Source organism: Providencia sp. 6390, from assembly GCF_058148425.1.
In genome coordinates this window covers 1-26,187 of record NZ_JBYVYL010000011.1, presented here as the reverse complement: position 1 = coordinate 26,187, position 26,187 = coordinate 1, and the positions used below count along the sequence as shown (strand labels likewise).

At 41.6% G+C, this 26,187-nt stretch carries 24 protein-coding genes; 15 read left to right on the top strand and 9 right to left on the bottom strand.

What is annotated here, in order from left to right; all coding sequences use genetic code 11:
• Positions 1 to 10: 10 nt before the first annotated feature.
• On the bottom strand, positions 11 to 2,539 hold the full coding sequence (mrcA, locus tag AC3Z9T_RS19080; RefSeq protein ID WP_490127674.1) for a peptidoglycan glycosyltransferase/peptidoglycan DD-transpeptidase MrcA: 2,529 nt from the start codon (positions 2,537 to 2,539) through the stop codon (positions 11 to 13).
• 116 nt (positions 2,540 to 2,655) lie between these two features.
• On the opposite strand from mrcA, the gene pilM reads away from it, so the two are divergent.
• The 11 genes from pilM to trpS all read left to right on the top strand — a co-directional run bounded on the left by pilM (position 2,656) and on the right by trpS (position 12,403).
• Positions 2,656 to 3,507 (top strand): pilus assembly protein PilM, encoded by an 852-nt coding sequence (gene pilM / locus AC3Z9T_RS19075; protein ID WP_490127673.1) that lies wholly within the window; start codon positions 2,656 to 2,658, stop codon positions 3,505 to 3,507.
• Positions 3,494 to 4,033: a PilN domain-containing protein gene (locus AC3Z9T_RS19070; protein ID WP_490127672.1), complete on the top strand. Its 540-nt coding sequence runs from the start codon at positions 3,494 to 3,496 to the stop codon at positions 4,031 to 4,033. The genes pilM and AC3Z9T_RS19070 overlap by 14 nt, the downstream gene beginning before the upstream one ends.
• Entirely contained in the window at positions 4,026 to 4,577 is a 552-nt protein-coding gene (locus AC3Z9T_RS19065) for a hypothetical protein (RefSeq protein WP_490127671.1), read from the top strand. Before AC3Z9T_RS19070 ends, AC3Z9T_RS19065 begins: the two co-directional genes overlap by 8 nt.
• Positions 4,567 to 5,613: a secretin N-terminal domain-containing protein gene (locus tag AC3Z9T_RS19060; RefSeq protein ID WP_490127791.1), complete on the top strand. Its 1,047-nt coding sequence runs from the start codon at positions 4,567 to 4,569 to the stop codon at positions 5,611 to 5,613. Before AC3Z9T_RS19065 ends, AC3Z9T_RS19060 begins: the two co-directional genes overlap by 11 nt.
• Before the next feature lie 505 nt (positions 5,614 to 6,118).
• A complete protein-coding gene (aroK, locus tag AC3Z9T_RS19055) occupies positions 6,119 to 6,640 on the top strand; it encodes a shikimate kinase AroK (protein WP_070927511.1) in 522 nt (173 codons plus the stop codon).
• Between the two features lie 32 nt (positions 6,641 to 6,672).
• Entirely contained in the window at positions 6,673 to 7,761 is a 1,089-nt protein-coding gene (aroB, locus tag AC3Z9T_RS19050) for a 3-dehydroquinate synthase (protein ID WP_490127670.1), read from the top strand.
• A 319-nt stretch (positions 7,762 to 8,080) separates the two neighbouring features.
• Positions 8,081 to 8,983: an SPOR domain-containing protein gene (locus tag AC3Z9T_RS19045; protein ID WP_490127669.1), complete on the top strand. Its 903-nt coding sequence runs from the start codon at positions 8,081 to 8,083 to the stop codon at positions 8,981 to 8,983.
• Between the two features lie 80 nt (positions 8,984 to 9,063).
• Positions 9,064 to 9,948, top strand: a complete 885-nt coding sequence (dam, locus tag AC3Z9T_RS19040) for an adenine-specific DNA-methyltransferase (protein ID WP_490127668.1) — start codon at positions 9,064 to 9,066, stop codon at positions 9,946 to 9,948.
• A gap of 34 nt (positions 9,949 to 9,982) precedes the next feature.
• A complete protein-coding gene (rpe, locus tag AC3Z9T_RS19035; RefSeq protein ID WP_490127667.1) occupies positions 9,983 to 10,657 on the top strand; it encodes a ribulose-phosphate 3-epimerase in 675 nt (224 codons plus the stop codon).
• Positions 10,654 to 11,346, top strand: coding sequence for a phosphoglycolate phosphatase (locus AC3Z9T_RS19030; protein ID WP_490127666.1), 693 nt, complete (start codon positions 10,654 to 10,656; stop codon positions 11,344 to 11,346). Before rpe ends, AC3Z9T_RS19030 begins: the two co-directional genes overlap by 4 nt.
• Before the next feature lie 19 nt (positions 11,347 to 11,365).
• Positions 11,366 to 12,403 (top strand): tryptophan--tRNA ligase, encoded by a 1,038-nt coding sequence (gene trpS / locus AC3Z9T_RS19025; protein WP_490127665.1) that lies wholly within the window; start codon positions 11,366 to 11,368, stop codon positions 12,401 to 12,403.
• 47 nt (positions 12,404 to 12,450) lie between these two features.
• Here trpS and AC3Z9T_RS19020 read toward each other — a convergent pair whose 3' ends face one another.
• The gene (locus tag AC3Z9T_RS19020) at positions 12,451 to 13,653 is read right to left on the bottom strand and encodes a lactate oxidase (protein WP_490127664.1); all 1,203 of its coding nucleotides are present in this window, start codon (positions 13,651 to 13,653) and stop codon (positions 12,451 to 12,453) included.
• Positions 13,654 to 14,002: 349 nt separating this feature from the next.
• Between AC3Z9T_RS19020 and AC3Z9T_RS19015 the strand changes: the two genes are divergently transcribed.
• Positions 14,003 to 14,878: a pirin family protein gene (locus AC3Z9T_RS19015; RefSeq protein ID WP_490127663.1), complete on the top strand. Its 876-nt coding sequence runs from the start codon at positions 14,003 to 14,005 to the stop codon at positions 14,876 to 14,878.
• A gap of 71 nt (positions 14,879 to 14,949) precedes the next feature.
• Here the strand turns inward: AC3Z9T_RS19015 and AC3Z9T_RS19010 are convergent, their stop codons facing one another.
• The 6 genes from AC3Z9T_RS19010 to sodA form a co-directional block, all read right to left on the bottom strand.
• The gene (locus AC3Z9T_RS19010; protein WP_490127662.1) at positions 14,950 to 15,291 is read right to left on the bottom strand and encodes a nuclear transport factor 2 family protein; all 342 of its coding nucleotides are present in this window, start codon (positions 15,289 to 15,291) and stop codon (positions 14,950 to 14,952) included.
• A gap of 58 nt (positions 15,292 to 15,349) precedes the next feature.
• A complete protein-coding gene (locus tag AC3Z9T_RS19005) occupies positions 15,350 to 16,276 on the bottom strand; it encodes a LysR substrate-binding domain-containing protein (protein WP_490127661.1) in 927 nt (308 codons plus the stop codon).
• Between the two features lie 16 nt (positions 16,277 to 16,292).
• Positions 16,293 to 16,973: a 6-hydroxyaminopurine reductase gene (gene yiiM / locus AC3Z9T_RS19000; protein ID WP_490127660.1), complete on the bottom strand. Its 681-nt coding sequence runs from the start codon at positions 16,971 to 16,973 to the stop codon at positions 16,293 to 16,295.
• 64 nt (positions 16,974 to 17,037) lie between these two features.
• Positions 17,038 to 18,456 carry a J domain-containing protein gene (locus AC3Z9T_RS18995; protein ID WP_490127659.1) on the bottom strand — a complete coding sequence of 473 codons (1,419 nt, stop codon included), beginning with the start codon at positions 18,454 to 18,456 and terminating at the stop codon, positions 17,038 to 17,040.
• Positions 18,456 to 20,153, bottom strand: coding sequence for an Hsp70 family protein (locus AC3Z9T_RS18990; RefSeq protein ID WP_490127658.1), 1,698 nt, complete (start codon positions 20,151 to 20,153; stop codon positions 18,456 to 18,458). The genes AC3Z9T_RS18995 and AC3Z9T_RS18990 overlap by 1 nt, the downstream gene beginning before the upstream one ends.
• A gap of 198 nt (positions 20,154 to 20,351) precedes the next feature.
• On the bottom strand, positions 20,352 to 20,978 hold the full coding sequence (gene sodA, locus AC3Z9T_RS18985; protein ID WP_490127657.1) for a superoxide dismutase [Mn]: 627 nt from the start codon (positions 20,976 to 20,978) through the stop codon (positions 20,352 to 20,354).
• A 406-nt stretch (positions 20,979 to 21,384) separates the two neighbouring features.
• Here sodA and acs point away from each other — a divergent pair, with 406 nt between their 5' ends.
• The 3 genes from acs to actP all read left to right on the top strand — a co-directional run bounded on the left by acs (position 21,385) and on the right by actP (position 25,366).
• A complete protein-coding gene (acs, locus tag AC3Z9T_RS18980) occupies positions 21,385 to 23,340 on the top strand; it encodes an acetate--CoA ligase (protein ID WP_490127656.1) in 1,956 nt (651 codons plus the stop codon).
• 68 nt (positions 23,341 to 23,408) lie between these two features.
• Complete coding sequence (locus AC3Z9T_RS18975; protein WP_490127655.1) at positions 23,409 to 23,720, top strand: DUF485 domain-containing protein; 312 nt, start codon at positions 23,409 to 23,411, stop codon at positions 23,718 to 23,720.
• Complete coding sequence (gene actP, locus AC3Z9T_RS18970; protein ID WP_490127654.1) at positions 23,717 to 25,366, top strand: cation/acetate symporter ActP; 1,650 nt, start codon at positions 23,717 to 23,719, stop codon at positions 25,364 to 25,366. The genes AC3Z9T_RS18975 and actP overlap by 4 nt, the downstream gene beginning before the upstream one ends.
• 77 nt (positions 25,367 to 25,443) lie before the next feature.
• Here actP and AC3Z9T_RS18965 read toward each other — a convergent pair whose 3' ends face one another.
• Entirely contained in the window at positions 25,444 to 25,872 is a 429-nt protein-coding gene (locus AC3Z9T_RS18965) for a hypothetical protein (RefSeq protein ID WP_490127653.1), read from the bottom strand.
• Positions 25,873 to 26,187 lie beyond the last annotated feature (315 nt).

Here is a 26,187-nt window from a genome sequence, read left to right as displayed (position 1 = left end):
CAAAAGAGCATTAAAACAGTTCTTGGCTCCCACCACCTTCTTCAAAGATGGTTGTACCCACTTCTTGAACAGCATGCTCTTTAGGCTCAGTTCCCTCAATAAAGTACTCTTTACGAGAACTGCCTAACTTACCAGTACGGCTATCGATAGAAACTGCAATCACCCCTTTAGGTGGCTTCATCATCGTTACAGGCACGCCTTCAAGGATAGATTTCATGAAATCATCCCACATTGGCTGAGCACTTTTCGCACCCGCCTCACCACCGCTAGCAGCGGTACGGCCTAACGAGCGCCTATTATCATCAAAACCAATCCAAGCTGATGCAACAACATCAGGGCCATACCCTGAGAACCATGCATCTTTTGAGCTGTTTGTCGTTCCCGTTTTACCACCGATATCGCGACGTCCACCCAAATCTCTTGCTGCACGCCACCCCGTTCCTGACCAGCCCGGCTCACCGTAAATATTGGTCATCATGGCATCTCGAATCAAGAAGGCTAGTGGCGTACCGATCACATGAGGCGCATATTTATCCTGTGATGTTACTTCTTCAGTTGCTGAGGCCATTTCCATCGTTGGTTCTTGTTGTGCCGTTTTATCGTCAGATTGGGTGACCTCTTCTGTCGACTCGTCATCAACACCTTTCAACTCAATGGTACGCTCAGTATCACCGAAAATAACAGGGATATCAGTACAATCAGGGCAAGCAACTCTAGGCTGAGCTTCAAACAGTACCTTACCATCTACATCCTCTATTTTCTGAATATAGTATGGATCAACAAGGTAACCGCCATTTACCATCACCGCGTATCCTCGCACCATCTGCATTGGTGTGAAAGATGGTGCACCTAGGGCCAACGCTTCTGTGCGATTGATGTTTTCAGCAGGGAAGCCAAAACGTGTTAAATAATCGGCAGCATAATCAACACCCATAGCGCGCATTGCACGTACCATCACGACGTTCTTCGATTGACCTAACCCTTGTCTTAAGCGGATGGGTCCATCATAACGAGGTGGAGAGTTTTTAGGGCGCCAATCTGAACCTGCCCCCGCATCCCAACGGCTAATTGGCACATCATTCAGTAATGAAGAGAGTGTCAGTCCTTTATCCATAGCGGCAGTGTATAAGAATGGTTTGATGTTTGAACCAACCTGACGTAATGACTGAGTCACTCGGTTAAACTCGCTCATATTGAAATCAAAGCCACCCACCAGAGCAATAATTGCACCATTGTTTGGGTTCAATGCCACAAAAGCACCATTTACATCAGGTACCTGCCCTAACCACCAGCTATCTTTTACCTGACGGATCCAAATTTGCTCTCCGGCTTTGATAACCCCATTCACCTTGCTTGGCGTTGCACCTTGCTGATTATCAGAGATAAATTTACGTGCCCAGCGGACACCCGCTAAAGTAATTTTTTCCGTTGAGCCATCCGCTAATTGAACGGTGGCTTCACTGTCAGTGGATGACAGCACAACAGCAGGTAATAACGGACCATAAACAGGTGATTTTTTCAGCTTTTCAATGATTTTTTCGCGAGTCCACGCCGCTTCAGGTGCACTCCATAGCACTTCTGTCGGGCCGCGATAGCCATGACGAACATCATAGTCGATCAAATTATTACGCACAGCATCAGTTGCAGCGAGCTGATCCTTACGGATCACCGTGGTGTAAACCTTATAACCATCGGTATAAGCATCTTCACCATGTTGTTCATAGAGCGTTTGACGTGCCATTTCTGCCAAATAAGGCGCAGAGAAGTCAACTTTTGGCGCGTGGTATGACGCCTCAATTTTCTCACTTTTCGCTTGCTCATATTGATCTTGAGTAATGTATTTTTCTTCTAACATTCGTCCAAGTACTACATTACGACGGCTAATTGCACGATCATAGGAATACAGTGGGTTAAATGTTGAAGGCGCTTTTGGTAAACCAGCAATCATCGCAATTTCACTGAGAGTTAACTCATTGACGGTTTTGCCAAAATAGACATAAGCGGCAGCACCCACCCCATAAGCACGGTTACCTAAGTAAATCTTATTGAGATACAACTCCATGATCTCGTCTTTGGTGAACAGTTGCTCAATTCTTACCGCTAGGAATGCCTCTTTTGCCTTACGCATCAGCGTTTTTTCTGGGCTCAAATAGAAGTTTCTTGCGAGCTGCTGGGTAATAGTACTAGCACCTTGAGATGCATGCCCTGATGACGCCATCACAGTGACCGCACGAAAAATACCAATCGGATCAATACCATGGTGCTCATAAAAGCGGCTATCTTCAGTGGCAATAAATGCCTTGATCATAATGGGTGGAATATCGGCCAAAGGCAATGGAATACGGCGCTTTTCGCCATATTGTGCAATCAGCTCCCCATCGGCACTGAAAACTTGCATTGGCGTTTGTAAGCGGATGTCTTTCATTGTCGCAACATCAGGCAACTCACCTTCGACATACTTATACATGCCAAAAATCGAAGCGGTTCCCAAAAAAATGCAACAAATAACAATAATAAAAAAATATTTTACGAACTTCACCGGATAATTCCCATGCTCAACAGACAGGAGGGTTTAGATATAGCTGGCGCGTAGTATAAAGCTTATACAGCTCAATAGAAATCGTAATTTAATTGTTAATGATAAGGATATTATCTATGTATTCACAACCATGGCACATTGGAATTGACCTTTGCCAAACAACAATACAGCTTGTAGCTGCACGGCAGAACCGCAAACAATGGCATCTGTGTGAATGTTGGCAACACCCTATTCCAAACGAAATCTCCAACCAATCTGAAAATGAAAAACGCGCTATCCTACTGGATATATTAGTACAATGGCGTCGGAAATTACCGAAAAATTGTCAGGTTTCGATCGCCTTTCCTTCGTTAAGGACAATAAAACAACAAATTGCACTACCTGAGCAGCTCACATTACAACAGCCTGAGCTGGGTTGGTATTTACAAGCTCAGGCTAAAAAACTGTTTCCATTAAATGCCGAAGAACTTATTGTCGATTATCGAGTGATTAACCATAGTGCCTATTTAAATGGCGTTCGCCGATCTGAAATCCTGTTTTGGCGGGAACTATTTAAAAATAGCGGTTTTGTACTCATAGCTATTGATGTTGCTCCATGCGTTTTACGTTATCTCGCACGTATTGCAGGGCTTCCCGATGAAAGCTGGTTGGTTCATTATCGCCAAGGTGAATGGCTGTGGTCAGGTCCTGTGAGCCAACCTGCAACCTACAACCAAATCCAAGATAGTGATATTGCTACCCTCACCCAACTACTCCCTCTACTCACTGAAAACAATACACCTCACCAATATCCTGTGTATTACATTGGTGATCACCATCAACCACAAGCCGAACATTCATGGAACCTATTGCAAGCGTTTCAACGACATCCTATGAAAATCCCACATCAGCTTGGTGATTATGTGATTGCGGCAGGCTTAGCGCTTCGCCCAAAAGACAGTGATGATAATAAATATGTATCAAGTTAACTTTTTGTCTTGGCGGCAACAACGAATTGCCCATCGAAAATGGCAATGCATGATGATGTTCATCATACAGAGTGGTTGTGTCTTGCTAGCAATAACCTATTGCTTCTTACAACAACAATCACAGCGGCAATATCTACAGACTACCAAAACACAACTTGAACAGCAGCTCATACTCAATCAACAGTACATAAAATCTATTCATGAGAAAAAAATACAGTTGGATCAATGGCTCGCTCACCAAAAAAGGATTGATGAATACTTACAAAAAAATTTGCAACAACTGAGTATTTTAAAACAATTACCAATATTAACCCCAGCAAAGAGCTGGTTAACTCATGTGGATCTCACCAATAAACATCTGAGTATCTCTGCATATAGCCATGATTTTCAAGATATTAGCTTATTAATCGGTCAGATAGAAAACAACCCTCTGCTACATCAAACACAACTCATCAAAATGGGTAAAACCCACCAAGTACATTACTTACAGGTTAGTGCAAACACCTTGGAGAAAGAGCATGAATAGCAGCACTTCTGCATTTTGGTATCGTCCTTTTTGGCTGCAAATCTTACCGATTTTGGTGGCTATCGTGCTTATTTTATTGGCCTATTTTTATTTCTATTGGCAACCAACAGCACTTAAATTAGTCAAGTTAGAAAATGAAATACTCACTATCGAAACTCAATTACGGCAAATACAAATCACCCAACAACAGCTCCCCTCTCTTGAACGACTTGACGCACAGCTCTCAGAGCTAAACAACCCAATTAATTTTCCGAAGCAAGACCCTAGTGAGTTTATAACTCATTTACAGCAAGCCATTACTCAAACAAATGTTGTTCTCAATAGATTGCAACCATCAACGGGTACTGAAACTAACGAACAGAGTTATATAATTGAAATTCAGGGTGATTATCCAAAGATTTATCGTTTTATTGATGCACTAGTATCACCACAAACCGATCAAATACGATTATTTTCAGGGGTCAGTTTCACACCACACAATGGTCAACTAGCAGCCACCCTGACGATTTCATTTATCAAGGATGATAAAAATGATGTGCAATAAATTATTTTTTCTAGTTATTAGTGTGTTAATAATTTCATTTAATACCCGTTCACAGGCGCTACGTGATCCCTTTGTTCCTTTGATCATAGAGCCACAACTTGAGGCAGTATCGCCACAGGCGCTATCTGCAACACCTATATCTGAAAATCCTTTCACTGAAAAAATTTTCACATTAGTTTCGATTCATGCTGAAGACGCCCTTAAACAATTAAACCAGATGGGTGATGCTTTATTATCTCCAGAAGGCAATGCCACCAGCCACTTAGCAACTAACAGTTTGGTGATCAAAGAAACCAAAAGCCGATTACAGCTTATTGATGAATGGCTGAAACAATTAGATATCCCCAAACAACAGGTTCAAATCACTGCACACATTATCAGTAGCAGCCGAACAGCACTGCAAGAACTGGGTTTAGAATGGAGTATGTTATCTGGGAGCCCAAATAACAGCCGCTATCAACGTTATAATCGTTATGATGCAGTATCTGTCGCAGGCCAGTTCAACTTTAACCTACTCAGGCTTGGAGAAGGCTTATTAGAGCTAAAACTGAACGCATTAGAAAAGGAAAACCTATTATCGATTATTGCAAGCCCACGACTCGTGGCATCACATAAACACCCCGCCAGTATTCAACAAGGAACTGAAATTCCCTATGTCACCAGTACAGAAAAGAAAACTCATGTTCAATTTAAAGACGCTGTACTCGGGATGGAGGTAACCCCGACCATTTCGCGAGGTGATCATATTGAATTATTACTGAAAATTAGCCATAACTCCCCCGATAAAGCACTCACAGAAAGCAATAACCACTATTTAGCAATTAACAAGCAAGAAATAGTCACTTCAGTAACTATTCGTAATAATGAAACCTTAATATTAGGTGGTATTTTCCAACAAAAGCAAGAAAGCACCGAGTCAGGTTTGCCTGTTATTTCTGAGATCCCTTTTCTAGGCCGATTATTTACACACACAGGTAAACATATTGACCGCAGGGTTCTTATGGTTTTTATCACACCTAAGCTGATTAATATTTAGCACTAGAAAATAATACATATATTTCAATTAATTATGAAAATACAAAAGAAATATGAGCCTCAAAAATTATTTTTTATGTCATAAACCTACCGGATAAATTTGACGCTGGCGTCGTTTTAGCATACAAGGTTATCCATTGAGTGTTCTAACTATCGGTAGATTAAAGAACAAGCTATCAGCCGCTTATTAAATAGCCGCAATAAATTTGCTCTATAAATTAGCAGGTATCCTGCATCTTTGATGTTAGGGTAATTCTGTTAAAACTCATGTTGAACAAAACGTTAGGCAACATAGACGGCATAATTATAGAAACCAGTAACACCAAATGAGGCACTTTGTTCGCTCAGTGCCTCATTTATATAGTTGCAATTCAGGTTGATGTATTGAGATAATTTTCTTATCTGATCTCACTTATCACTCATGAGGTTTCAGTTTAGGTCCCGTCGCTAATTCGATTGGCGGGGCGGGTTATCATTAACGAATAATCGTAGTAATACCAAAAAACATGGCAGAGAAACGCAATATCTTTCTGGTTGGACCGATGGGTGCCGGCAAAAGCACTATTGGTCGTCAATTGGCTCAACAGCTTAATATGGAGTTTTTCGACTCTGATCACGAGATTGAAAAACGTACAGGCGCAGATGTAGGCTGGGTCTTTGACCTAGAAGGCGAGGAAGGCTTCCGCGATCGCGAAGAAAAAATCATCAATGAGCTTACCGAAAAACAAGGCATCGTACTGGCAACGGGTGGCGGTTCTGTAAAATCGAAAGAAACCCGTAATCGCCTATCCGCTCGTGGTGTTGTTGTGTATCTTGAGACCACTATCGAGAAACAATTGTCTCGCACGCAACGTGATAAAAAACGTCCATTATTACAAGTGGATGAGCCCGCTCGCGAGGTTCTTGAGAAATTGGCATCTGAACGCAACCCAATGTATGAAGAGATTGCAGATATTACAATCCATACAGATGAGCAAAGTGCCAAAGTTGTCGCTAGCCAAATCATTGAGCTGTTAGAAAAAAACTAACTCAACCCAGTAATGGCACAAGGTAAAGCAAGATGGAAAAAATCACTGTTACTTTGGAAGAACGCAGTTATCCAATCACTATTGCTCCAGGTCTTTATAACCAACCAGATGCATTTTCGCCACTTAAGGCGGGTCAGCGTGCAATGGTGGTCACTAATGAAACACTCGCACCTATCTATCTAGAGAAAGTTACCCGAGTACTTGAAGCATTAGGTGTATCAGTCGACTCCATCATATTACCGGATGGTGAACAATATAAATCATTATTTATTATGAACGATGTGTTCACAGCCTTACTGGAAAAGCACCATAGTCGAGATACAACCCTTATTGCTCTAGGCGGTGGGGTTATTGGCGATCTCACTGGGTTTGCTGCAGCGAGCTATCAGCGTGGAGTACGCTTTATCCAAGTCCCTACCACGCTGCTCTCGCAAGTTGACTCATCTGTGGGTGGTAAAACTGCAGTTAACCACCCACTCGGCAAAAATATGATCGGAGCATTTTATCAACCAGCTTCAGTTGTTATTGATCTTGATTGCCTAAAAACACTCCCTCACCGTGAGTTATCATCAGGTCTTGCTGAAGTAATTAAATACGGCATTATTCTTGATGGTGAGTTTTTTAGCTGGTTAGAAAATAATATTGATGCACTCATGGCGCTGGATAACCAAGCGATGGCTTATTGTATCCGTCGCTGCTGTGAGCTAAAAGCACAGGTCGTGGCTGCCGATGAAAAAGAAACCAGTGGCTTAAGGGCATTACTGAACCTTGGGCATACTTTTGGCCACGCTATTGAAGCTCATATGGGTTACGGTGTTTGGCTACATGGTGAAGCTGTTGCTGCAGGTATGGTAATGGCGGCTAAAACTGCTGAGTACATTGGCTCTTTTACTGCAGAACAGACACAACGAATCATCACACTGCTAAAACGAGCTAACTTGCCTGTTACGGGGCCAAAACAAATGACTGCCGATGACTATTTACCTCACATGATGAGGGATAAAAAAGTGATGGGTGGCAAGTTACATTTGATTTTACCTACCACTATCGGCCATGCAGAAATGCGCTCAGACGTAGAGTCGCAAACTGTACGGGATGCGATATCTTCCTGCTTACCATGAAAACTGAATCATAATTGTATAATTTCCCGCCAGAAATGGCTAAAACCTCCTCTAAAACCGAGGGTTTTAAAATGTTTCTGGCAGATATGTCTTAAAGTCGTTAAATTATGCACTATGTCTAAAGTTTCAGGTTACAACACGCACTCAAACACTTAGACTTTTAGCTATGTGTCGTTTATCTCGGCTATCATATAAAAACGAGATGACGAAAACTATCCTTTGTAGGATTGCGGGTATACACTACTGACTCGTGAAGAAGCCTTAATGAAGAGACAAATTTTACCTCGATTACAAGGCAATAAATATTTGGGAGGGCAAAATGGACGAATTTAAACCAGATAATCAGCCTCAAGCACAGAATGATCTACGGCCAGATACATCCGACCGACCAACGGGTCGTAGCCGTCCACAATCATCATCGACCAAGCCTAGACTGACGTTATCGCGCCAGCACATTATGATTGGCGTCGGTGTATTGGTATTGTTGTTGTTGATTATTGCCATTAGCTCAGCCTTAAAAGCACCAACCGAACATGAGAAACAGCAAATCGATAGCTCTGGTTCAAATGGGCGTAATATCGATCTGTCTGGCTCTTCATCCTTGAGCAACACCACTGAGCAACCAGGTCAAACTCAAGAAATCAACATGCCACCTGTCAGCTCCACCCCAACTCAAAGCGAGCCACAACCGCAGCAAAATAATTATGGTGAACGGATTGAAATCCCTGGTGATGTAGCAGATGCATTGAACCAAGGTCAATCACTTAACCAAAATTCGGCGACTAATACGCAAACACAAAATATTACACCGCCGCCAATCACTCAGACGCAACCGGTGCAAAAACCACAGACAACGGAAAAAACACCAACAAAGCCTATTGAAACTAAGCAACCGGCACAACCAAAACAGCCGGCGAAAACTACCACTGCAAATAATAGCCAAAGTGGTAACTTAATGTCCGCTCCAGCAGGTAGCTATACATTACAATTAAGCAGTGCAAGCCGCTCTGACACATTAGAAGCTTTCGCTAAACAACATAAACTGACTAACTATAAAGTTTATAAAACAATCCGTAATGGGCAAACTTGGTATGTCTTGATCCACGGTAACTATCGTTCAGTGAATGAAGCAAAAAGTGCAATTGCAACTTTACCTGCTGATATCCAAGCGAAAAAACCATGGGTTAGAAATATGAAGCAAGTTCAACAGGATCAAAAATAATAACGTTTTATAGCGGGCGCACTATGCTGTCCTGACAGAGTACTCAATTCTACTCTAAACGTTTGTAACAATAAGACGGCATGAAAAAAACACGCGCTTTTTTGAAATGGGCCGGCGGTAAATACCCCCTAGTGGAAGATATCAAAAAACATCTTCCTCAAGGGGACTGTTTGATCGAGCCCTTTGTAGGAGCTGGTTCTGTTTTCCTAAACACCAGCTATGACGCTTACGTCCTAGCTGATATCAACAGTGACCTAATCAACCTCTACAATACTGTAAAATACCGCACTGACTCATTTATTGGGGAAGTGCGCGAGATCTTTACGCCTGAATTTAATACTGCTGAGCAGTATTACCTCAAACGTGAAGAATTTAACCGCTCTATAGACCCAATTAAACGTAGCGTATTATTTTTATATTTGAATCGCCACTGCTACAATGGGCTATGCCGCTACAACTCTCGCGGCGAATTTAATGTGCCATTTGGTCGTTATAAAAAACCTTACTTCCCAGAAGAAGAGCTATTATGGTTTGCCGACAAAGCACAAAGGGCAACTTTTATCACTCAACACTATGAAAGCACACTTTTGTCTGCGGAATCAGGGTCAGTGATTTATTGCGACCCACCCTATGCACCACTTTCAGAAACAGCAAACTTTACGGCTTATCACACCAATGCTTTTAGTGCACAAGAACAAAAAAACTTGGCGCAGTTAGCCCACTATTTGTCTTCAGATCGCAAAATTCCGGTTCTGATTTCAAATCATGACACGCCTGCAACCCGAGAATGGTATCATCAGGCTAAATTACACATAGTCAAAGTGCGTCGAACCATCAGCCGGAATATACTTAACCGAAATAAAGTGAATGAACTGCTGGCGTTGTACAATGGTGAGCTAACTATCAAGCAGCCAAAAAAAATTGATAAAACAACTGCTAAGCGCCTCTCGTCCGGCGTGGAATGACTCTCAGGTAACATCTAAATAATCGGAGACAATAATGAAAGATTTTCTCATTGCCCCATCTATTTTATCTGCAGATTTTGCCCGTTTAGGCGAAGACACCGCAAAAGTACTCGCAGCTGGTGCTGATATCGTGCACTTTGATGTTATGGATAACCATTATGTGCCTAACCTCACATTCGGTGCACCAATTTGTAAGGCACTACGTGACTATGGCATCACGGCACCGATTGATGTCCATCTAATGGTCAAACCTGTTGATCGAATTATTCCTGATTTTGCTAAAGCAGGTGCTAGCCACATTAGCTTTCATGTTGAAGCAAGTGAACATGTCGATAGAACATTACAACTGATCAAAGAACATGGCTGTACCGCGGGGCTGGTATTTAACCCTGCCACTCCACTGAATCATTTAGAGTATGTCATGGACAAAGTGGACATGATCTTGCTGATGTCAGTGAACCCAGGTTTTGGTGGGCAATCTTTTATTCCTCAAACCCTCACTAAATTGCGCCAAGTCCGTAAAATGATCGATGAAAGTGGCTATGATATTCGCTTAGAAATCGATGGCGGCGTTAAAATCGACAACATCGCAGAAATTGCTGCTGCGGGTGCAGACACCTTTGTCGCAGGATCTGCAATCTTTGGTCAGCCTGATTATCAAACCGTCATTGATCAAATGCGTAAGGAATTACAGAAGGTATCTCAATGACACAGCCGAGTTTAGAAAACATTAAAGCAATTGCGTTTGATTTAGATGGCACACTGGTTGACAGTGCAGGTGGGTTAGCGGAAGCATTGGATAATGCCTTAATAGAGCAAGGCTTCTCACCCGCAGGTAAAGAACGCGTTTCTATCTGGGTCGGAAATGGTGCTGATATCATGATTGAACGTGCGTTAACATGGGCAGGAGCGACTATCACTCCTAAACTCCATCAAGCCACCCGCCACAGTTTTGATAAATTCTATGCGACGTCAGTCACAACGGGTAGTGAACTATTTCCTGAAGTCAAAGAAACGCTCGAAAAACTGTCACAACATGGCTTACCAATGGCAATTGTGACCAACAAACCCACGCCTTTTATCGCTCCGCTACTCAAAAAATTGGCTATTGATAGCTATTTTTCACTGGTACTGGGCGGTGATGATGTAAAAGAGAAAAAACCACACCCAGCCCCACTGTATCTCACCATGGGTAAGTTTGGTTTACGAAAAGAGGAATTGCTTTTTGTCGGTGATTCCCGTAATGATATTATCGCCGCGCAAAGTGCACAGTGCCCTTGTGTTGGCCTAACCTACGGTTATAACTATGGCGAATCAATCGCACTAAGTGAGCCTGACTGTGTATTAACACACTTTTCAGATATCCTGCCTAGCATCGGCTTATCTGACACCAAATAATGAAAGGATATAAAAAGAAATGAGTGAACCCACTGCAACACAAAAGCCATCCCAAAAACCTATCGTATTCAGCGGCGCGCAGCCTTCCGGTGAATTGACCATCGGTAACTACATGGGTGCGCTGCGTCAGTGGGTACAGATGCAAGATGATTACGACTGCATCTATTGTATCGTTGACCAACATGCCATTACAGTGCGTCAAGATCCTGACGAACTACGCAAAAGAACTCTCGATACACTCGCGCTCTATCTTGCTTGCGGCATCGATCACCAAAAAAGTACTATTTTTGTCCAATCCCATGTTCCGCAACATGCACAACTGAGCTGGGCACTGAACTGCTATACCTATTTCGGCGAATTAAGCCGTATGACCCAGTTCAAAGACAAATCAGCACGCCACTCAGAGAACATCAACGCAGGTCTGTTTGATTACCCTGTTTTGATGGTTGCCGACATCCTTCTATACCAAACCAACAAGGTTCCTGTTGGCATTGATCAAAAACAGCACCTTGAATTGAGCCGCGATGTTGCTCAGCGCTTTAACGCTATTTATGGTGATATCTTCACGGTTCCAGATCCGTTTATACCGACAGGTGGCGGCGCTCGAGTGATGGCTTTACAAGATCCAACCAAGAAAATGTCTAAGTCGGATGAGAACCGCAACAACCTGATTGCTCTACTTGAAGATCCAAAAGGCGCAGCGAAGAAAATCAAACGTGCAATGACAGATTCAGAGGAGCCACCTCGTGTCATTTATGATATTGAAAATAAACCAGGGGTATCAAACCTATTAGATATTCTGTCAGGTATTACAGGTAAAAGTATTCCTGAGCTTGAAACCGAATTTGCAGGCCAGATGTACGGTCATCTAAAAGGTGCGGTTGCTGAAGCGGTGGCGGGTATGTTGACAACGCTGCAAGAACGTTACCACCACTTCCGTAATGATGAAGCTTTACTGAATAAAATCATGGATGAAGGTGCAACCAAAGCAGCAGCACGCGCACAAAAAACACTGGATAAAGTGTACCAAGCGATTGGCTTTGTTAAACGCCCTTAATCGATAATTAAACGGACGGTTGCTAACAAAACAGTGTTGGCAACCTTTTACTGAATAAAACGACTTTGTAGTTCTGATTGAGTATAAAGAATTGTTTGTTGTACTTGCTCAATATTCTTTACACCACCTAGCTGCATATTAATTCTAAGCTCTTTATTCAGATGTTCTATCACTGAATTGACACCTTCTGCACCACCTAAATTCAAACCATACAAAATTGGTCTTCCTACCGCAACGATATCAGCCCCACTCGCAAGCGCTTTAAATACATGTGAACCACGACGTACTCCACTATCAAATATGATAGGCACTCGTTTATTAACCATTTTTGCAATTGCAGGTAACATATCAAATGAAGCGGGCCCACTATCTAACTGACGACCGCCATGGTTTGACACCCATATCGCATCAGCGCCAGCCTTGATGGCATAATGAGCATCAACAGGTGACTGGATCCCTTTCACAATCACTGGCAGTCCTGAAAGCTGCTTAACATATTGGATATCGGAAAAAACTAACCCTTGCTTGGTTTGAGCTAACACTTCACCCGGACTAAAACCAAGTCTAGCTTGATGCTTATCTCGCATGTATTTTTCAAACACTTCCAAATTGGCAAATTTCCAAGGGAACTTAAAGTTATTGCGTACGTCATCTTCACGATAACCTACAATTGTCGAATCTACAGTGAAAATAATCGCTTTGGCGCCATTTTGTTTTGCATAATTCAATATAAAGTCATTAAATTCAGCATTTTTACTGAGATAAAACTGGAAAAAAAACGGACTTTCACCTGAGATCTTTGCCACTTCCTCTATCGTTTTGTTGCTATAAGTACTTAATGAAAAAATAGAGCCTGCTTTCACCATACCTTTGGCTGTAGCGAGTTCGCCGTCATGATGAGCTAGCCCTTGAGCAGCCATAGGAGATTGAATGATAGGTGTTGCGAGTGGGATCCCAAACAGCTGAGTTGATAGATCAATATCTGATTTTTCAATGCCTTGCATAACCCTAGACAGGATAAATTTTTGATTAAAACTACGTGAATTGCTCTCTAATACCAATTCATCTTCAGCACCACCACTGATATATCCAAAAGTTCCTTTATCTATACTTTTTGATACTTCACTTGCCAACTCATACAAATTAATAATATTTAATGGTTTTTCTTTTGAGCTCATTTGAAGCTCTTTTGCATATACATTTCCAACTAAAAACAGTGAAGCTAATAAATAAACAACGAATTTTTTCATTCAATTCTCCCGTAATTTATAGAAGTCATATAAATAGGCCGCTTATCAAAAACCTAAGCAGCCTCGCGACACATTCTATAAACTAACGTTGAGAACTTGATTGCTCATTATCTGTTAATAATCTTCTGCACCTTAGCAACAACATTAAACGTCATCTTATGACTAACAATAACTGATCAATTTTCTTCTGAGTAGTCACAGTTTCGATAAACACAGTTCTAAAAATAGAATAATCAGCAGCCAATTTATTGTTCTGAAAATGAAACAATGAAGCCTATTTTTGCCACTACTGCTCTTTCGAGCACTACTCTATGATCTGCTCATCGAAACAGATTTTAGGAGTACAACCATGAAAAAAATCATTGGTATCTATAACGCACCGCGAGGCCACTGGGTTGGAGATGGTTTTCCTGTCCGCTCATTGTTTAGTTATAGCAATCACGGAAAATATCTGAACCCATTTTTATTACTCGATCGCGCTGGCCCCACTAATTTTCCACCGTCAAATGCGGAGAATAGAGGGGTAGGTGAGCACCCACACCGTGGTTTTGAAACGGTCACTATTGTTTATAGTGGGGAGGTTGCTCACCATGATTCAACAGGTGAAGGTGGAGTGATCGGGCCCGGTGATGTCCAGTGGATGACTGCCGCATCAGGTATCTTGCATCAGGAATACCATTCTGATGCTTTTATGAAAACAGGCGGTATGTTAGATATGGTGCAATTGTGGGTGAACCTACCTGCAAAAGACAAATCAGCAGCTCCAGGGTATCAATTGCTAGAAAGCCGTCACATACCGAATGTTGATCTGCCAAATGAAGCAGGAACATTACGTGTTATCGCAGGTGACTATCTCGGCAATAAAGGCCCTGCACGTACATTTACACCTGTTGATGTGTGGGATCTGCAACTTAATAAAGGTAAAACTGTTGGGATCCAAACCAAAACTGGCCGTCATATTGGCTTAGTGATCTTACGTGGATCAGTGATTGTAGATGGTCGAGCAAATATGAATGAAGGTGAGTTGATCATTCTAGATGATAGTGACACTAATATCATTCTAGAGGCCACTGAAGATGCATTAGTGCTGTTTCTTAGTGGTGATCCAATCAATGAGCCTGTCGTTGGTTATGGCCCTTTTGTGATGAATAGCGAACAAGATATCAAAGACGCTGTTGATGACTTTAATAACGGTAAATTTGGACGTATACCAGAAACCCATTGATGTCATTAAATTAAAGACACTGACCGTGACTCTAGCATGGTCAGTGTTTTTTCTTCTTCAAGGCACGAATGTTATTCAGAGGCAAAATAAAACCAAGCGGTTTTGATCAAATCATTTTCAACTTCAAAAACAGCAATACTCTCTATCGGTTCAGGTGATAAACCATAAATTTTTTCATGGTCAAACACTTTGTCCCCCAATACTGTTCTTGATATCAGCTCTGCTTTTAAGTTTGGATTATTAAAACGATGTTGAGTATAAAACTGATGAAGAGCAGCCGTGCCCACCATTGACGGCGTCTCTGTAGGCATTCTATATGCTTTAAATTGCTCAGAGAAACAGGCTATAAAAGCATCAATATCATGTGCATTGTAAGCTTCAAATTGTTTTATTACTGGTGTAATTATGGCCATATCGCCCCACAAGATTGAATTAAAATTCACTTATATCGATTTTTAATTCACTTGTCGATTATTTAATTGGCAGAAAAGGTTTCTTAGACTGAGACGGCATCTTTTCAGCTAAATGCGTCAACAGTAGTTTCACGGCAGGCAACATACCCTTCCTTGATGGATATACCACATGAATGATACCTTCAGGAAAATGCCACTCAGGTAGCACTTCAATTAATTCACCCGTTTTTAATTCCTTTTCAACCACCTCAAGTGGCAACCGCGCAATACCAAGACCACTCAATGCCGCTTTATATAAAGTCAGTATATCTGTAGTGATCAGCCTAGGGGTAAAATGCTGCGTGAAACTTAATTCATCACTATTTTTCAGAGTTAAAGTATAACGCTGTGAATGTTCAGAATTTGCCAACATGGGATAATCCACCAGCTGCTCTGGTGTGTGTAATAGAGGACGATCTTTGAACAACAATGGGCTAGCGACCAACAAACGCTGTGAATAGCCTAATACCTTCATCATTAGCCCTGAATCATCTAATGGTAATGGACGAACTCTAAGTGCTAAATCTAACCCCTCACTGATCACATCAACAGGGCGATTAACCGCTAAAATTTGTATATCGATTTCAGGGTACTTAAGCATAAAATCGACTAAAAAATCTTGCATATATACCTGTAATAATGCGACAGGGCATGAAAGCTTTATAGTGCCTTTCGGCTGAGTTTGTACTGAACAAATCAGCTCTTCGGCTAATTCAGCTTCATCGACAACATTTTTACATTGCTGATAAAACATTTGACCAATTTCAGTGACATGAAATTGGCGAGTAGAACGGTGTATTAAAGAAACATTGAGTTTTTGTTCAAGGTCGGCAATGCGGCGGCTAAGCTTAGATTTTGGGATCCCTAAAGCAAGGCCTGCTTGTGAAAACCCGCCATGCTCTACAACCTTGACATAATAGTAGAGGTCGTTTAAATCATATCGCATTACTCACCTCTTTTAATCAACCCCGTTTACCAAACAACCGATGGCTAAACTCTTCAATACGGCGATGTTCTAACCTATTTTGCATGGTTAAGCTCCAGCTGGCAGACAACCCTGCAGTGGCTAATAAACGTTGATACAACTCTTCATCAAATGGTGCATGAAACGCGATCATAATCGCTTCTTGAACTGAAATATCACTATTGCGACTCAACAGTTTTATGGGGGTCGCAGCACTGACAGAACCCGTTTTTACGACACGATATAACCAGCCGCAGCGTCCATTTTCTTGCATCATTTGTGCAAAATTTTCAATACCTGTTAGACCATTAAGTTTATAACAAGGAGAGCGAGGCTGAGTAACTTGAATACGTGCATCGCCCCATGCATAAATATCGCCAATAAAGACGTTTTCTTCGGTCATACCCTGAGTTGAAATGTTCTCACCAAAAGCAGGTGGAATAAACAATGCCTCAAGTTCAGGGTAAGCATTTACCCAAAATTGATAATGTTCTGCAGGATAATGGCACAATGCACGATCAGGACCGCCATGAAAACGTTTTTCAGCTTGCTCATCACCCTCAAGCCCTAATTGCCCCAATGACAGCAAGCCATCTACTTGGCGTTTATGAATGGCACTATCTCCACACACAACTGTGGATTGAACTTGGCCGATATAGACTTGTGGATGAACTTTCATTGATATCACACCTTAATAATGGCTTTAAATTCAGTGAATTAATACTTATTGCTTAAGCTTATTATCATAACCCTAATTGGTGCTCTAACGTAAAAAATTTCAGCAATTCATAGGTTACGCGATAATACACCAAATAGAAAACCACCAGCCAAATCAATGAAAACCATGAAAATTTAAGCCATTCTAGCATCACCCAAGGACCCGAAAATATTCGATACAATGCCATTCCAGGAACACGCAAGAAAGGTTTGTTTCTCGGCCACGCATACCATGCTAAACCAATAAAAATAAAAAAGACCATTGCCCGAGCGCCTTGTGCTGGCCCCACATCGAGCGCAACAAAAAAAGTCGATAGCGATAAAAATAGGCCAATAATTAAATTCAATACCACTAACAAAGTCACAAAGAACTCAATGATCAAAAACCACTTAAACAATTTCGGCTTCGAGTGCAGCCAGAACATCATCATATCGCTAATAAACAAATAAAAAACAATGATAACAGCTGCAATCACGGCAATTGTGGTGCTCACTTCTGGTCGGGCTGCCACCATATTCAGCAACAGTCCCCAAAATACACACAGAAAGATACCACGCCAATTAAATGCAACTCGAGGTTGCTGCACAAAATCCAATGCTGCGGCGTTGAATTTGTCCCTTAGCTCTGGATACTCATAGGTCCATTTCTCAACTTGCTGTGATATTTGTGGAATTAGCCCTGGGATCAGGCGCACTTTGAAAGAAACCTTTTCTTGATCGCTTACCAGTAAACGCATTGATGCTGCAACAATATAGTCACCCTGTGCCGCTTCGATTTGGCATTGCTTCCAAGCACGAGCGACTTCCGTTTGGCGTAGTTGGTCATTAATCGCATTCTGTACATAGAAAGGGATAGTATGAGTTGAGCTGTATTCATTCAGCCGCCAACCTAAAAATGCAGAAACATGCTCAACAACCGCTTCCGTTAACCCTTCTTGCTGTGACAACACCCACGAAAATTCTTCATGAAACTGTTGATGAATGAGTAAACTCCCCTGTTCAGCCACCTCAGCCCATAGCAAAGAGAGTTCATTCATACCAAACTTTTCATCTTTCACCAGTAGGCTAGCAATACGCTCAAGCTGTTCTGAATTATAAGGGATCTCAACAATGGGTAATGCATCCACTTCAACAGGAACATCAAGTACATTGACGCTGGAAAGTGGATAAGTCACCGTAAGTTCAGGTTGATAAGTAAAATCTGAAGCTTCTTCTTCAGCCGTTGATGAGTCATCAGTGGCTAAAACGAGCTCATCATCGTCCTCGCTTTCATCAAAACTGGCATACATCGCATATTGCTTTGCTTCTTCAAAAGCTTCACGCAGTTGCTGATATTCCTCTGGATGACTATCTGGTCGATATTTTTTTACTTGTCGTGCATAGGCACGACGAATTTCCTTTTCATCCACCGTTGGTGTGATATCTAATATTTCCCACATACTCATTAATGTGAGTCTCCCTCATAACGACCCAAAAACTGTTCGACTTGGTCACGAATTACTGCAATACGGCGTTGATCTTGACTATCTAAAGCCCTTTCAAATTCCGTCGTTACTTGGTCTATCCAATAACGATCTTCACCCAATAAGAACTCATACAAACGGGCACAACGCGCTAATAACATTCTATTTTCTTGTCGATCTCTGGGGTGCTGTTTTAAATCAGCGATTTTAAGCAAGCTTTGTGCAATTTGCTCTTCACTCATCTGTCCCGGTACTTTTTCTATTACGAGGCGAAATATTTCGGGGTTTCCTTGGTATCGACATTCAATTTCTAATAAACCATCAACGGTGTAGGTGAATCGGACATCAATATCGACTTCTCCCGCAGGTTTTGCAGGAATATCAATACTCATTTCACCGAGAAACACGTTGTCTTGCACACGTCGTGCTTCCCCTTGATAAACCTTCAATAGAATAATTGTTTGGTTATCATCGACCGTACTAACGGTTTGCATCTTACTGACAGGTAGAAAAGTATTACGCTCAATCAACGGTAAAAAATAGCCTGACTCATAATGCATCGCATTTCTTTTGGATGTTTCAATCCCCAATGAAAAAGGCATCACATCCGTTAAAATCACATCATCAAGTGCTGTATCCGCCATCACCATCCCTGCTTGCACACCTGCGCCTAAAGCAACGGCTTCATCAGGGTTCAAATCATGGCGAGGGAAGCGACCAAAAAGACGAGCAACGGTTTGGCGAATTAATGGCATCCGTGTCGCACCACCTACCAATAAGATGTCATCAAGATCATTAAGGGTGAATCGTGAATCATGCAAGGCTTGCACAATTGGCTGCTGCAATCGAGTCAATAAAGGTTGGCAACAGGCGCTGAACTCTTGCTCATTCATTGTCCATTGCCAATCGTGATCATGCCAAGACCAAGTCACCGTTGCTTCATTGCTTTGGCTCAAAGCAATTTTCAATGATTCTGCCTTTTCCAACAACTGTGCCCTAACCTCAGCTTGTGCTGCTTTTAATTGGGGTTGTTGATTCAACATCCATTGATAGATGGCTTCACTGAAATCATCACCGCCTAAGCGCACATCACCACTACTGGCACAAACTTCAATAACTCCTTCAAACATATCAATAATGGAAACATCAAAGGTTCCACCACCGAGGTCAAATGTCAGGTATTTATGTTCTTTATTTTCCAGTAAACCAAAAGCCAGTGACGCCGCTGTCGGTTCATTGAGCAACCGTAAGACATTTAACCCAGCAAGTTGCCCTGCGGTTTTTACTGCTCGACGTTGCACATCATTAAAATAAGCAGGAACAGTGATCACCGCATCTTTTACTGGATAACCCAGCCAAGCTTCTACATCTTCTTTTAATTGCCTCAGCAATATGGCTGAAAGCTCCTCAGCACGAAACGTGCGATGGCCTAAAGGTAAGGTTGCATTGGTTCCCATAAAGCGTTTAAAACTGGCTTGGGTCAACTGTGGGTGACTTTGCAGACGCGCGCGCGCTAAATTGCCCACTAAAATTTGCTCGTCATCATCAAGGCCAATCACTGAAGGTGTGAGTACATCTCCTTGTTTATTTGGAATCAATACTGAACGCCCTTCAATCCACAAACTCACTGCACTATTACTAGTACCAAGATCGATTCCCATTACCATGCTAGATGCCATTTTATCTTCCTTATTTCCCTTATTGCCTATAGTTCACTCTTCCGTACAAATAGATTAACTATACTAATGAACTAGATTATAAATAAAACAAAAAGATTGGAACGAGACAAAACTGAGATTGACTAGAAAAAAGAGGGCTACAAATAAAAAAGGCGCAGCCAATAATGACCACGCCCACGAGTTTATTAACTAAATTAATTAGTTAGTTTTATCTGCAAAACGTTTTGCAGCTTCGTCCCAGTTAACGACTGACCAGAACGCTTTGATGTAATCAGGGCGACGGTTTTGATATTTCAAATAATAAGCGTGTTCCCACACATCGAGACCAATAATTGGGTAGCCAGATGCGCCAGAGATAGCTTCACCCATTAGAGGGCTGTCTTGGTTAGCGGTAGAAACAACAGCTAATTTACCGTCATCTTTCAGTACCAACCAAGCCCAGCCAGAACCAAAACGGGATGCAGCTGCTTTTTCGAACAGGTCTTTAAACGCATCAACGCTACCGAAATCACGCTCAATCGCTGCTTTCAGAGATCCGCTCAGCTCTGTACCTAGCTTCAAACCTTTCCAGAAGAAGCTGTGGTTTGAATGGCCACCTGCATTGTTACGCACAAAGGTACGTTGGTCCGCTGGGATTTTATCTAACTGCTGAATAAGCACATCGATATCGAGATCCGCTAATTCAGGTAATTTTTCTAATGCGGTATTGGTATTGTTTACATAGGTTTGATGATGCTTGGTGTGATGGATTTCCATGGTTTGCTTATCAAAATGAGGTTCCAGCGCATCATAAGCATAAGGTAAAGCAGGTAATGTATAGCTCATTGTATTGTCTCCAGTGACTTATTAATTTACACCGTTTACTCAAAAGGTACGGCACATCGGGTATATACTCACACCTTGTGAAAATAGCTTTCATTATAGTGATTTTACTGTTAATGAAAATCATTATCAAACCCATGGGTTTTATGGGGTCTTTCTCATTAACTAGCATTGACTATTTATTTAGCAACTAATACCAATGTTACCCCCCTTTGATTTTCTTTAGTATCGACATTATCCATATAATTAGATAATTATTTCATTTAAGCATTTCGCATCAAATGATAATCCTGTTAAATCCATTACAATTAATACGTGATCTTCCGCGCAAAAGAAAAACAAATTTATATTTCCTGCTTTAGTTAACCATTTTTTGACATAGTATTAACATCTGCAAGGAGATAAAAATATGACTCAAATAACTAAGCATCCCGTTCCTGCTGAAATTGCAGAAAATGCCCTGATAAACGAGCAACAGTACAACACAGAGTATCAACTCTCTATTCAAAACCCTGATCAGTTCTGGGGTGAGAAAGGGAAAATTGTCGATTGGATCAAGCCATATACTCGAGTAAAAAATACCTCCTTCGACCCAGGTCATGTCAGTATTCGCTGGTTTGAAGACGGAACCCTTAACTTAAGCGCTAACTGTTTAGATCGCCATCTGGCTGAAAAAGGTGATCAAACCGCTATCATTTGGGAAGGCGATGATCCTTCTCAATCTAAACATGTTACTTACCGCGAACTACATCATGATGTCAGTCAATTCGCCAATGTGCTAAAGCAGCAAGGTATTCGCAAAGGTGACGTCGTTGCCATTTACATGCCAATGGTGGTTGAATCCGCAGTGGCCATGTTAGCTTGTGCTCGCATTGGTGCTATTCACACTGTGATCTTTGCTGGCTTTTCGCCTGAAGCTGTATCTGGCCGTGTTATCGATTGTAAAGCCAAGTTGATTATCACTTCTGATGAAGGTTTACGCGCTGGTCGTGCTATTCCACTGAAAAAAAATGTTGATGATGCATTAACCAATCCAAATGTCACTACCATCAAAAACGTCATTGTTTACCGTCGTACTGGGAATGTACCGAGTTGGGTAGAAGGCCGTGATCTATGGTGGCATGATTTGGTTAAAGGTGTCAGTGCTGATTGCCCAGCAGAAGAAATGAATGCAGAAGACCCTTTATTCATTCTCTATACTTCGGGCTCAACAGGTAAGCCAAAAGGTGTTTTGCACACCACTGGTGGTTACTTGGTTTACGCAACCCTGACCTTTAAATATACCTTTGATTATCACCCAGACGAAGTCTACTGGTGCACTGCTGATGTGGGTTGGGTAACAGGCCATAGCTATCTGCTATATGGCCCTTTATCCAATGGTGCTAAAACATTAATGTTTGAAGGTGTGCCTAATTACCCAGCGGTTAACCGTATGAGCCAAGTGGTTGATAAGCATCAAGTTAATATCCTTTACACCGCACCTACAGCGATCCGTGCATTAATGGCTGAAGGCGATAAAGCCATTGAAGGTACCGATCGTAGTTCACTGAGGATCCTCGGTTCTGTCGGTGAACCCATTAACCCTGAAGCTTGGGAGTGGTTCTATAAGAAAATCGGTAACAGCCGTTGCCCAGTCGTTGATACATGGTGGCAGACAGAAACCGGTGGTTTTATGATCACACCGCTTCCTGGTGCAACTATGTTGAAACCAGGTTCTGCAACACTGCCGTTCTTTGGTGTTCGTCCTGCACTGGTTGATAACCTCGGTGAGCCTCTGGAAGGGGCAACTGAAGGTAACCTTGTGATTGTTGACTCGTGGCCGGGTCAGGCCCGTACTTTGTATGGCGATCATGAACGTTTTGAGCAAACCTACTTTTCAACCTTCAAAGGTATGTATTTCAGTGGTGATGGTGCTCGTCGAGACGAAGACGGCTATTATTGGATCACAGGCCGTGTTGATGACGTATTAAATATTTCAGGTCACCGCCTAGGGACCGCCGAAATAGAATCAGCTTTAGTTGCACATCCAAAAATCGCAGAAGCAGCTGTTGTTGGTATTCCACACAGTATTAAAGGGCAAGCGATCTACGCTTATGTCACTTTGATTTCAGGGGAAGAACCATCACCTGAGTTGTATACCGATGTCCGCAATTGGGTACGTAAAGAAATTGGCCCAATCGCAACCCCAGATGTTCTACATTGGACGGATTCTCTTCCTAAGACCCGCTCTGGTAAGATCATGCGCCGTATCCTACGAAAAATTGCATCAGGAGATACTAGTAATTTAGGAGATACCTCCACACTAGCAGATCCAGGTGTTGTCGAAAAATTACTCGAAGAAAAACAATCAATGAGTATGTCATAACGCTCAAAGGCCGCCGATAAAGGCGGCCTTATATACACTCTAATAAGACAATACAGAGGAGAACTCTGATGGATGCTACTGCTTATCAAAAGGTAGAGAATAACCCTCGTTTTAAAGAATTGGTTAGGAAACGTGGTCGATTTTCATGGTTGTTGTCAGCTATCACATTAATACTGTATGTCAGTTTTATCTTTCTTATTGCATTTGACCCTAGCTGGCTTGGAACACCAATCTCTGAAGGTTCTTATATCACCCGCGGTATTCCTGTCGGTGTTGGCCTGATTGTCATCTCTTTTGTGTTAACGGGTATCTATGTTATTCGTGCAAATGGTGAATATGACCGCTTAACCGCTGAAATTCTAAAAGAGGTGCAAAAATGATAAAAATCTTACCCCTCATCCTACTTTTTGCCTCTTCAGCTGCATTCTCTGATGCACTGACGGGCAGTGTCGAGCGACAACCAGTGAACATTCAAGCCATTGTCATGTTCTTATTGTTTGTCGGATTTACCCTCTATATCACTTACTGGGCTTCAAAAAGAACTCGCTCTCGTTCTGATTACTATACCGCAGGCGGCAAGATCACCGGTTTTCAAAACGGAATGGCAATTGCAGGTGACTTTATGTCAGCAGCATCATTCTTAGGTATTTCAGCTCTCGTTTATACATCTGGTTATGATGGGCTAATCTACTCGATTGGATTTCTAATTGGCTGGCCAATTATTCTGTTTTTGATTGCTGAACGCCTACGTAACCTCGGTCGCTATACGTTCGCCGACGTTGCCTCATATCGATTAAAGCAAAGACCAATAAGGATCTTATCAGCGGTAGGTTCACTGGTTGTTGTCGCTCTCTACCTGATTGCCCAAATGGTAGGTGCTGGTAAACTGATCGAGTTGCTTTTTGGTTTGAATTACCACATTGCCGTCGTCATCGTTGGCATTCTCATGGTGCTATACGTCCTATTTGGTGGGATGTTGGCTACAACATGGGTACAGATAATCAAAGCGATCCTCTTATTAGCAGGTGCAACATTTATGGCTGTGATGGTCATGAAACATGTTGGCTTTAATTTCAATACACTGTTTAAAGAAGCAGTAGAAGTTCACAAAAATGGTATTGCCATTATGAGCCCTGGAGGACTCGTATCTGATCCAATATCAGCCCTCTCACTTGGATTAGCATTGATGTTTGGTACTGCGGGGCTACCTCATATCATCATGCGCTTTTTTACGGTCAGTGATGCGAAGGAAGCACGTAAAAGCGTATTTTATGCGACAGGTTTCATCGGCTACTTCTATATCCTGACTTTTATCATTGGCTTCGGTGCGATAGTCCTCGTTAGTGCAAATCCAGACTTTAAAGATGCAGCAGGTAAGCTTATTGGCGGAACTAATATGGCAGCAGTACACCTCGCTGATGCAGTCGGTGGGAATTTCTTCCTTGGCTTTATTTCTGCGGTTGCATTTGCCACCATACTTGCGGTTGTGGCAGGTCTAACATTGGCGGGTGCTTCAGCGGTATCTCATGACCTTTATGCCATGGCAATTAAAGATGGCAAAGCTAATGAAAGGGATGAGCTTCGCGTCTCTAAAATCACTGTTGTTATCTTGGGGTTCGTTGCTATCGGGTTAGGGATTTTATTCGAAAACCAAAACATCGCCTTCATGGTTGGCTTGGCCTTCTCTATCGCAGCAAGCTGTAACTTCCCTATCATACTGTTATCTATGTATTGGAAAAAGTTAACCACACGTGGGGCTTTAGCAGGCGGATGGTTCGGTTTAATTACTGCTGTCGTACTGATGATTTTAGGTCCAACCATTTGGGTCAGCATCTTACATCATGAAAAACCCATTTATCCTTATGAGTATCCTGCATTCTTTTCAATGATTGTCGCATTTGTTGCTTCATGGTTATTCTCTGTAACTGATAACTCTGAACGTGGGAAAATGGAAAGAGAGCGCTTTAGAGAACAGTTTGTTCGCTCTCAAATTGGCTTAGGAATTGAACAAGGTAAAGCACATTAAACCTTATTACCTCTAGAAAAACACATAAGCAAAACGGCTCTTAATTGAGCCGTTTTTTTAATCCATATTAAACTGAGTTATCTAGCATAAGTCAGTTTTTCGGTGTTTACCCATTCATCAACTAATTCAAAAAAACGTGCTGGCTCACTTCTGGATCCTGCTTTGAAACCCTCAAACTCGGCTTTATTATTAGGTACATACATTGATAATAATGTATTTAGTGAAGCTTCTTTATTCGCAAATTTTTCGCTAATATGAAAAGCCTTATAAAGAATAACCGTCAAAACAAAACTAACCAGCGCAATTCCAGCCATAACAGCAAAACTATAATCTATTTGTAAAAACTGACGAGCCTCATTCAATAATAAGAAAGGCGTAAAAAACATCACCAGAAGAGATAAAATTATTGCCCCATCTTGACCATTATTAAATTCATGTTCCTTTTGCTTGCTAACGGCAACAATATCCCTAAATACTTGGCTATTAACAGATTTTATATTTTTCATTTTAATCACCTTGATAAACAAGTGCATTATCGTGTGCAAAAATCATTCATAACATCTAATTAAGTTACTTATTGATAGTATATATTTAACTTTTCACAACATCAATTTAACATTTGTTATCTATTTTGGTGAGAAAGTATCTTAAGAAGAGTAGATAAATAGAAAAAATAGGGTGGCAAACACAATAAGTATGAAGCCATTTTTATGGCTTATATATTGATATTAATAGTAAAGTAAAAAACAATCTCGCTCAAAAACGGTTTATTTAACCATTTAAACAAATTAATTTATAAAATATTCATTGTTAAAGCTATA

Coding starts and splice junctions, on each gene's coding strand:
- pilM (WP_490127673.1), top strand. CDS start 2,656: ATGTATTCACAACCATGGCACATTGGAATTGACCTTTGCCAAACAACA.
- AC3Z9T_RS19070 (WP_490127672.1), top strand. CDS start 3,494: ATGTATCAAGTTAACTTTTTGTCTTGGCGGCAACAACGAATTGCCCAT.
- AC3Z9T_RS19065 (WP_490127671.1), top strand. CDS start 4,026: ATGAATAGCAGCACTTCTGCATTTTGGTATCGTCCTTTTTGGCTGCAA.
- AC3Z9T_RS19060 (WP_490127791.1), top strand. CDS start 4,567: ATGTGCAATAAATTATTTTTTCTAGTTATTAGTGTGTTAATAATTTCA.
- aroK (WP_070927511.1), top strand. CDS start 6,119: ATGGCAGAGAAACGCAATATCTTTCTGGTTGGACCGATGGGTGCCGGC.
- aroB (WP_490127670.1), top strand. CDS start 6,673: ATGGAAAAAATCACTGTTACTTTGGAAGAACGCAGTTATCCAATCACT.
- AC3Z9T_RS19045 (WP_490127669.1), top strand. CDS start 8,081: ATGGACGAATTTAAACCAGATAATCAGCCTCAAGCACAGAATGATCTA.
- dam (WP_490127668.1), top strand. CDS start 9,064: ATGAAAAAAACACGCGCTTTTTTGAAATGGGCCGGCGGTAAATACCCC.
- rpe (WP_490127667.1), top strand. CDS start 9,983: ATGAAAGATTTTCTCATTGCCCCATCTATTTTATCTGCAGATTTTGCC.
- AC3Z9T_RS19030 (WP_490127666.1), top strand. CDS start 10,654: ATGACACAGCCGAGTTTAGAAAACATTAAAGCAATTGCGTTTGATTTA.
- trpS (WP_490127665.1), top strand. CDS start 11,366: ATGAGTGAACCCACTGCAACACAAAAGCCATCCCAAAAACCTATCGTA.
- AC3Z9T_RS19020 (WP_490127664.1), bottom strand. CDS start 13,653: ATGAAAAAATTCGTTGTTTATTTATTAGCTTCACTGTTTTTAGTTGGA.
- AC3Z9T_RS19015 (WP_490127663.1), top strand. CDS start 14,003: ATGAAAAAAATCATTGGTATCTATAACGCACCGCGAGGCCACTGGGTT.
- AC3Z9T_RS19010 (WP_490127662.1), bottom strand. CDS start 15,291: ATGGCCATAATTACACCAGTAATAAAACAATTTGAAGCTTACAATGCA.
- AC3Z9T_RS19005 (WP_490127661.1), bottom strand. CDS start 16,276: ATGCGATATGATTTAAACGACCTCTACTATTATGTCAAGGTTGTAGAG.
- yiiM (WP_490127660.1), bottom strand. CDS start 16,973: ATGAAAGTTCATCCACAAGTCTATATCGGCCAAGTTCAATCCACAGTT.
- AC3Z9T_RS18995 (WP_490127659.1), bottom strand. CDS start 18,456: ATGAGTATGTGGGAAATATTAGATATCACACCAACGGTGGATGAAAAG.
- AC3Z9T_RS18990 (WP_490127658.1), bottom strand. CDS start 20,153: ATGGCATCTAGCATGGTAATGGGAATCGATCTTGGTACTAGTAATAGT.
- sodA (WP_490127657.1), bottom strand. CDS start 20,978: ATGAGCTATACATTACCTGCTTTACCTTATGCTTATGATGCGCTGGAA.
- acs (WP_490127656.1), top strand. CDS start 21,385: ATGACTCAAATAACTAAGCATCCCGTTCCTGCTGAAATTGCAGAAAAT.
- AC3Z9T_RS18975 (WP_490127655.1), top strand. CDS start 23,409: ATGGATGCTACTGCTTATCAAAAGGTAGAGAATAACCCTCGTTTTAAA.
- actP (WP_490127654.1), top strand. CDS start 23,717: ATGATAAAAATCTTACCCCTCATCCTACTTTTTGCCTCTTCAGCTGCA.
- AC3Z9T_RS18965 (WP_490127653.1), bottom strand. CDS start 25,872: ATGAAAAATATAAAATCTGTTAATAGCCAAGTATTTAGGGATATTGTT.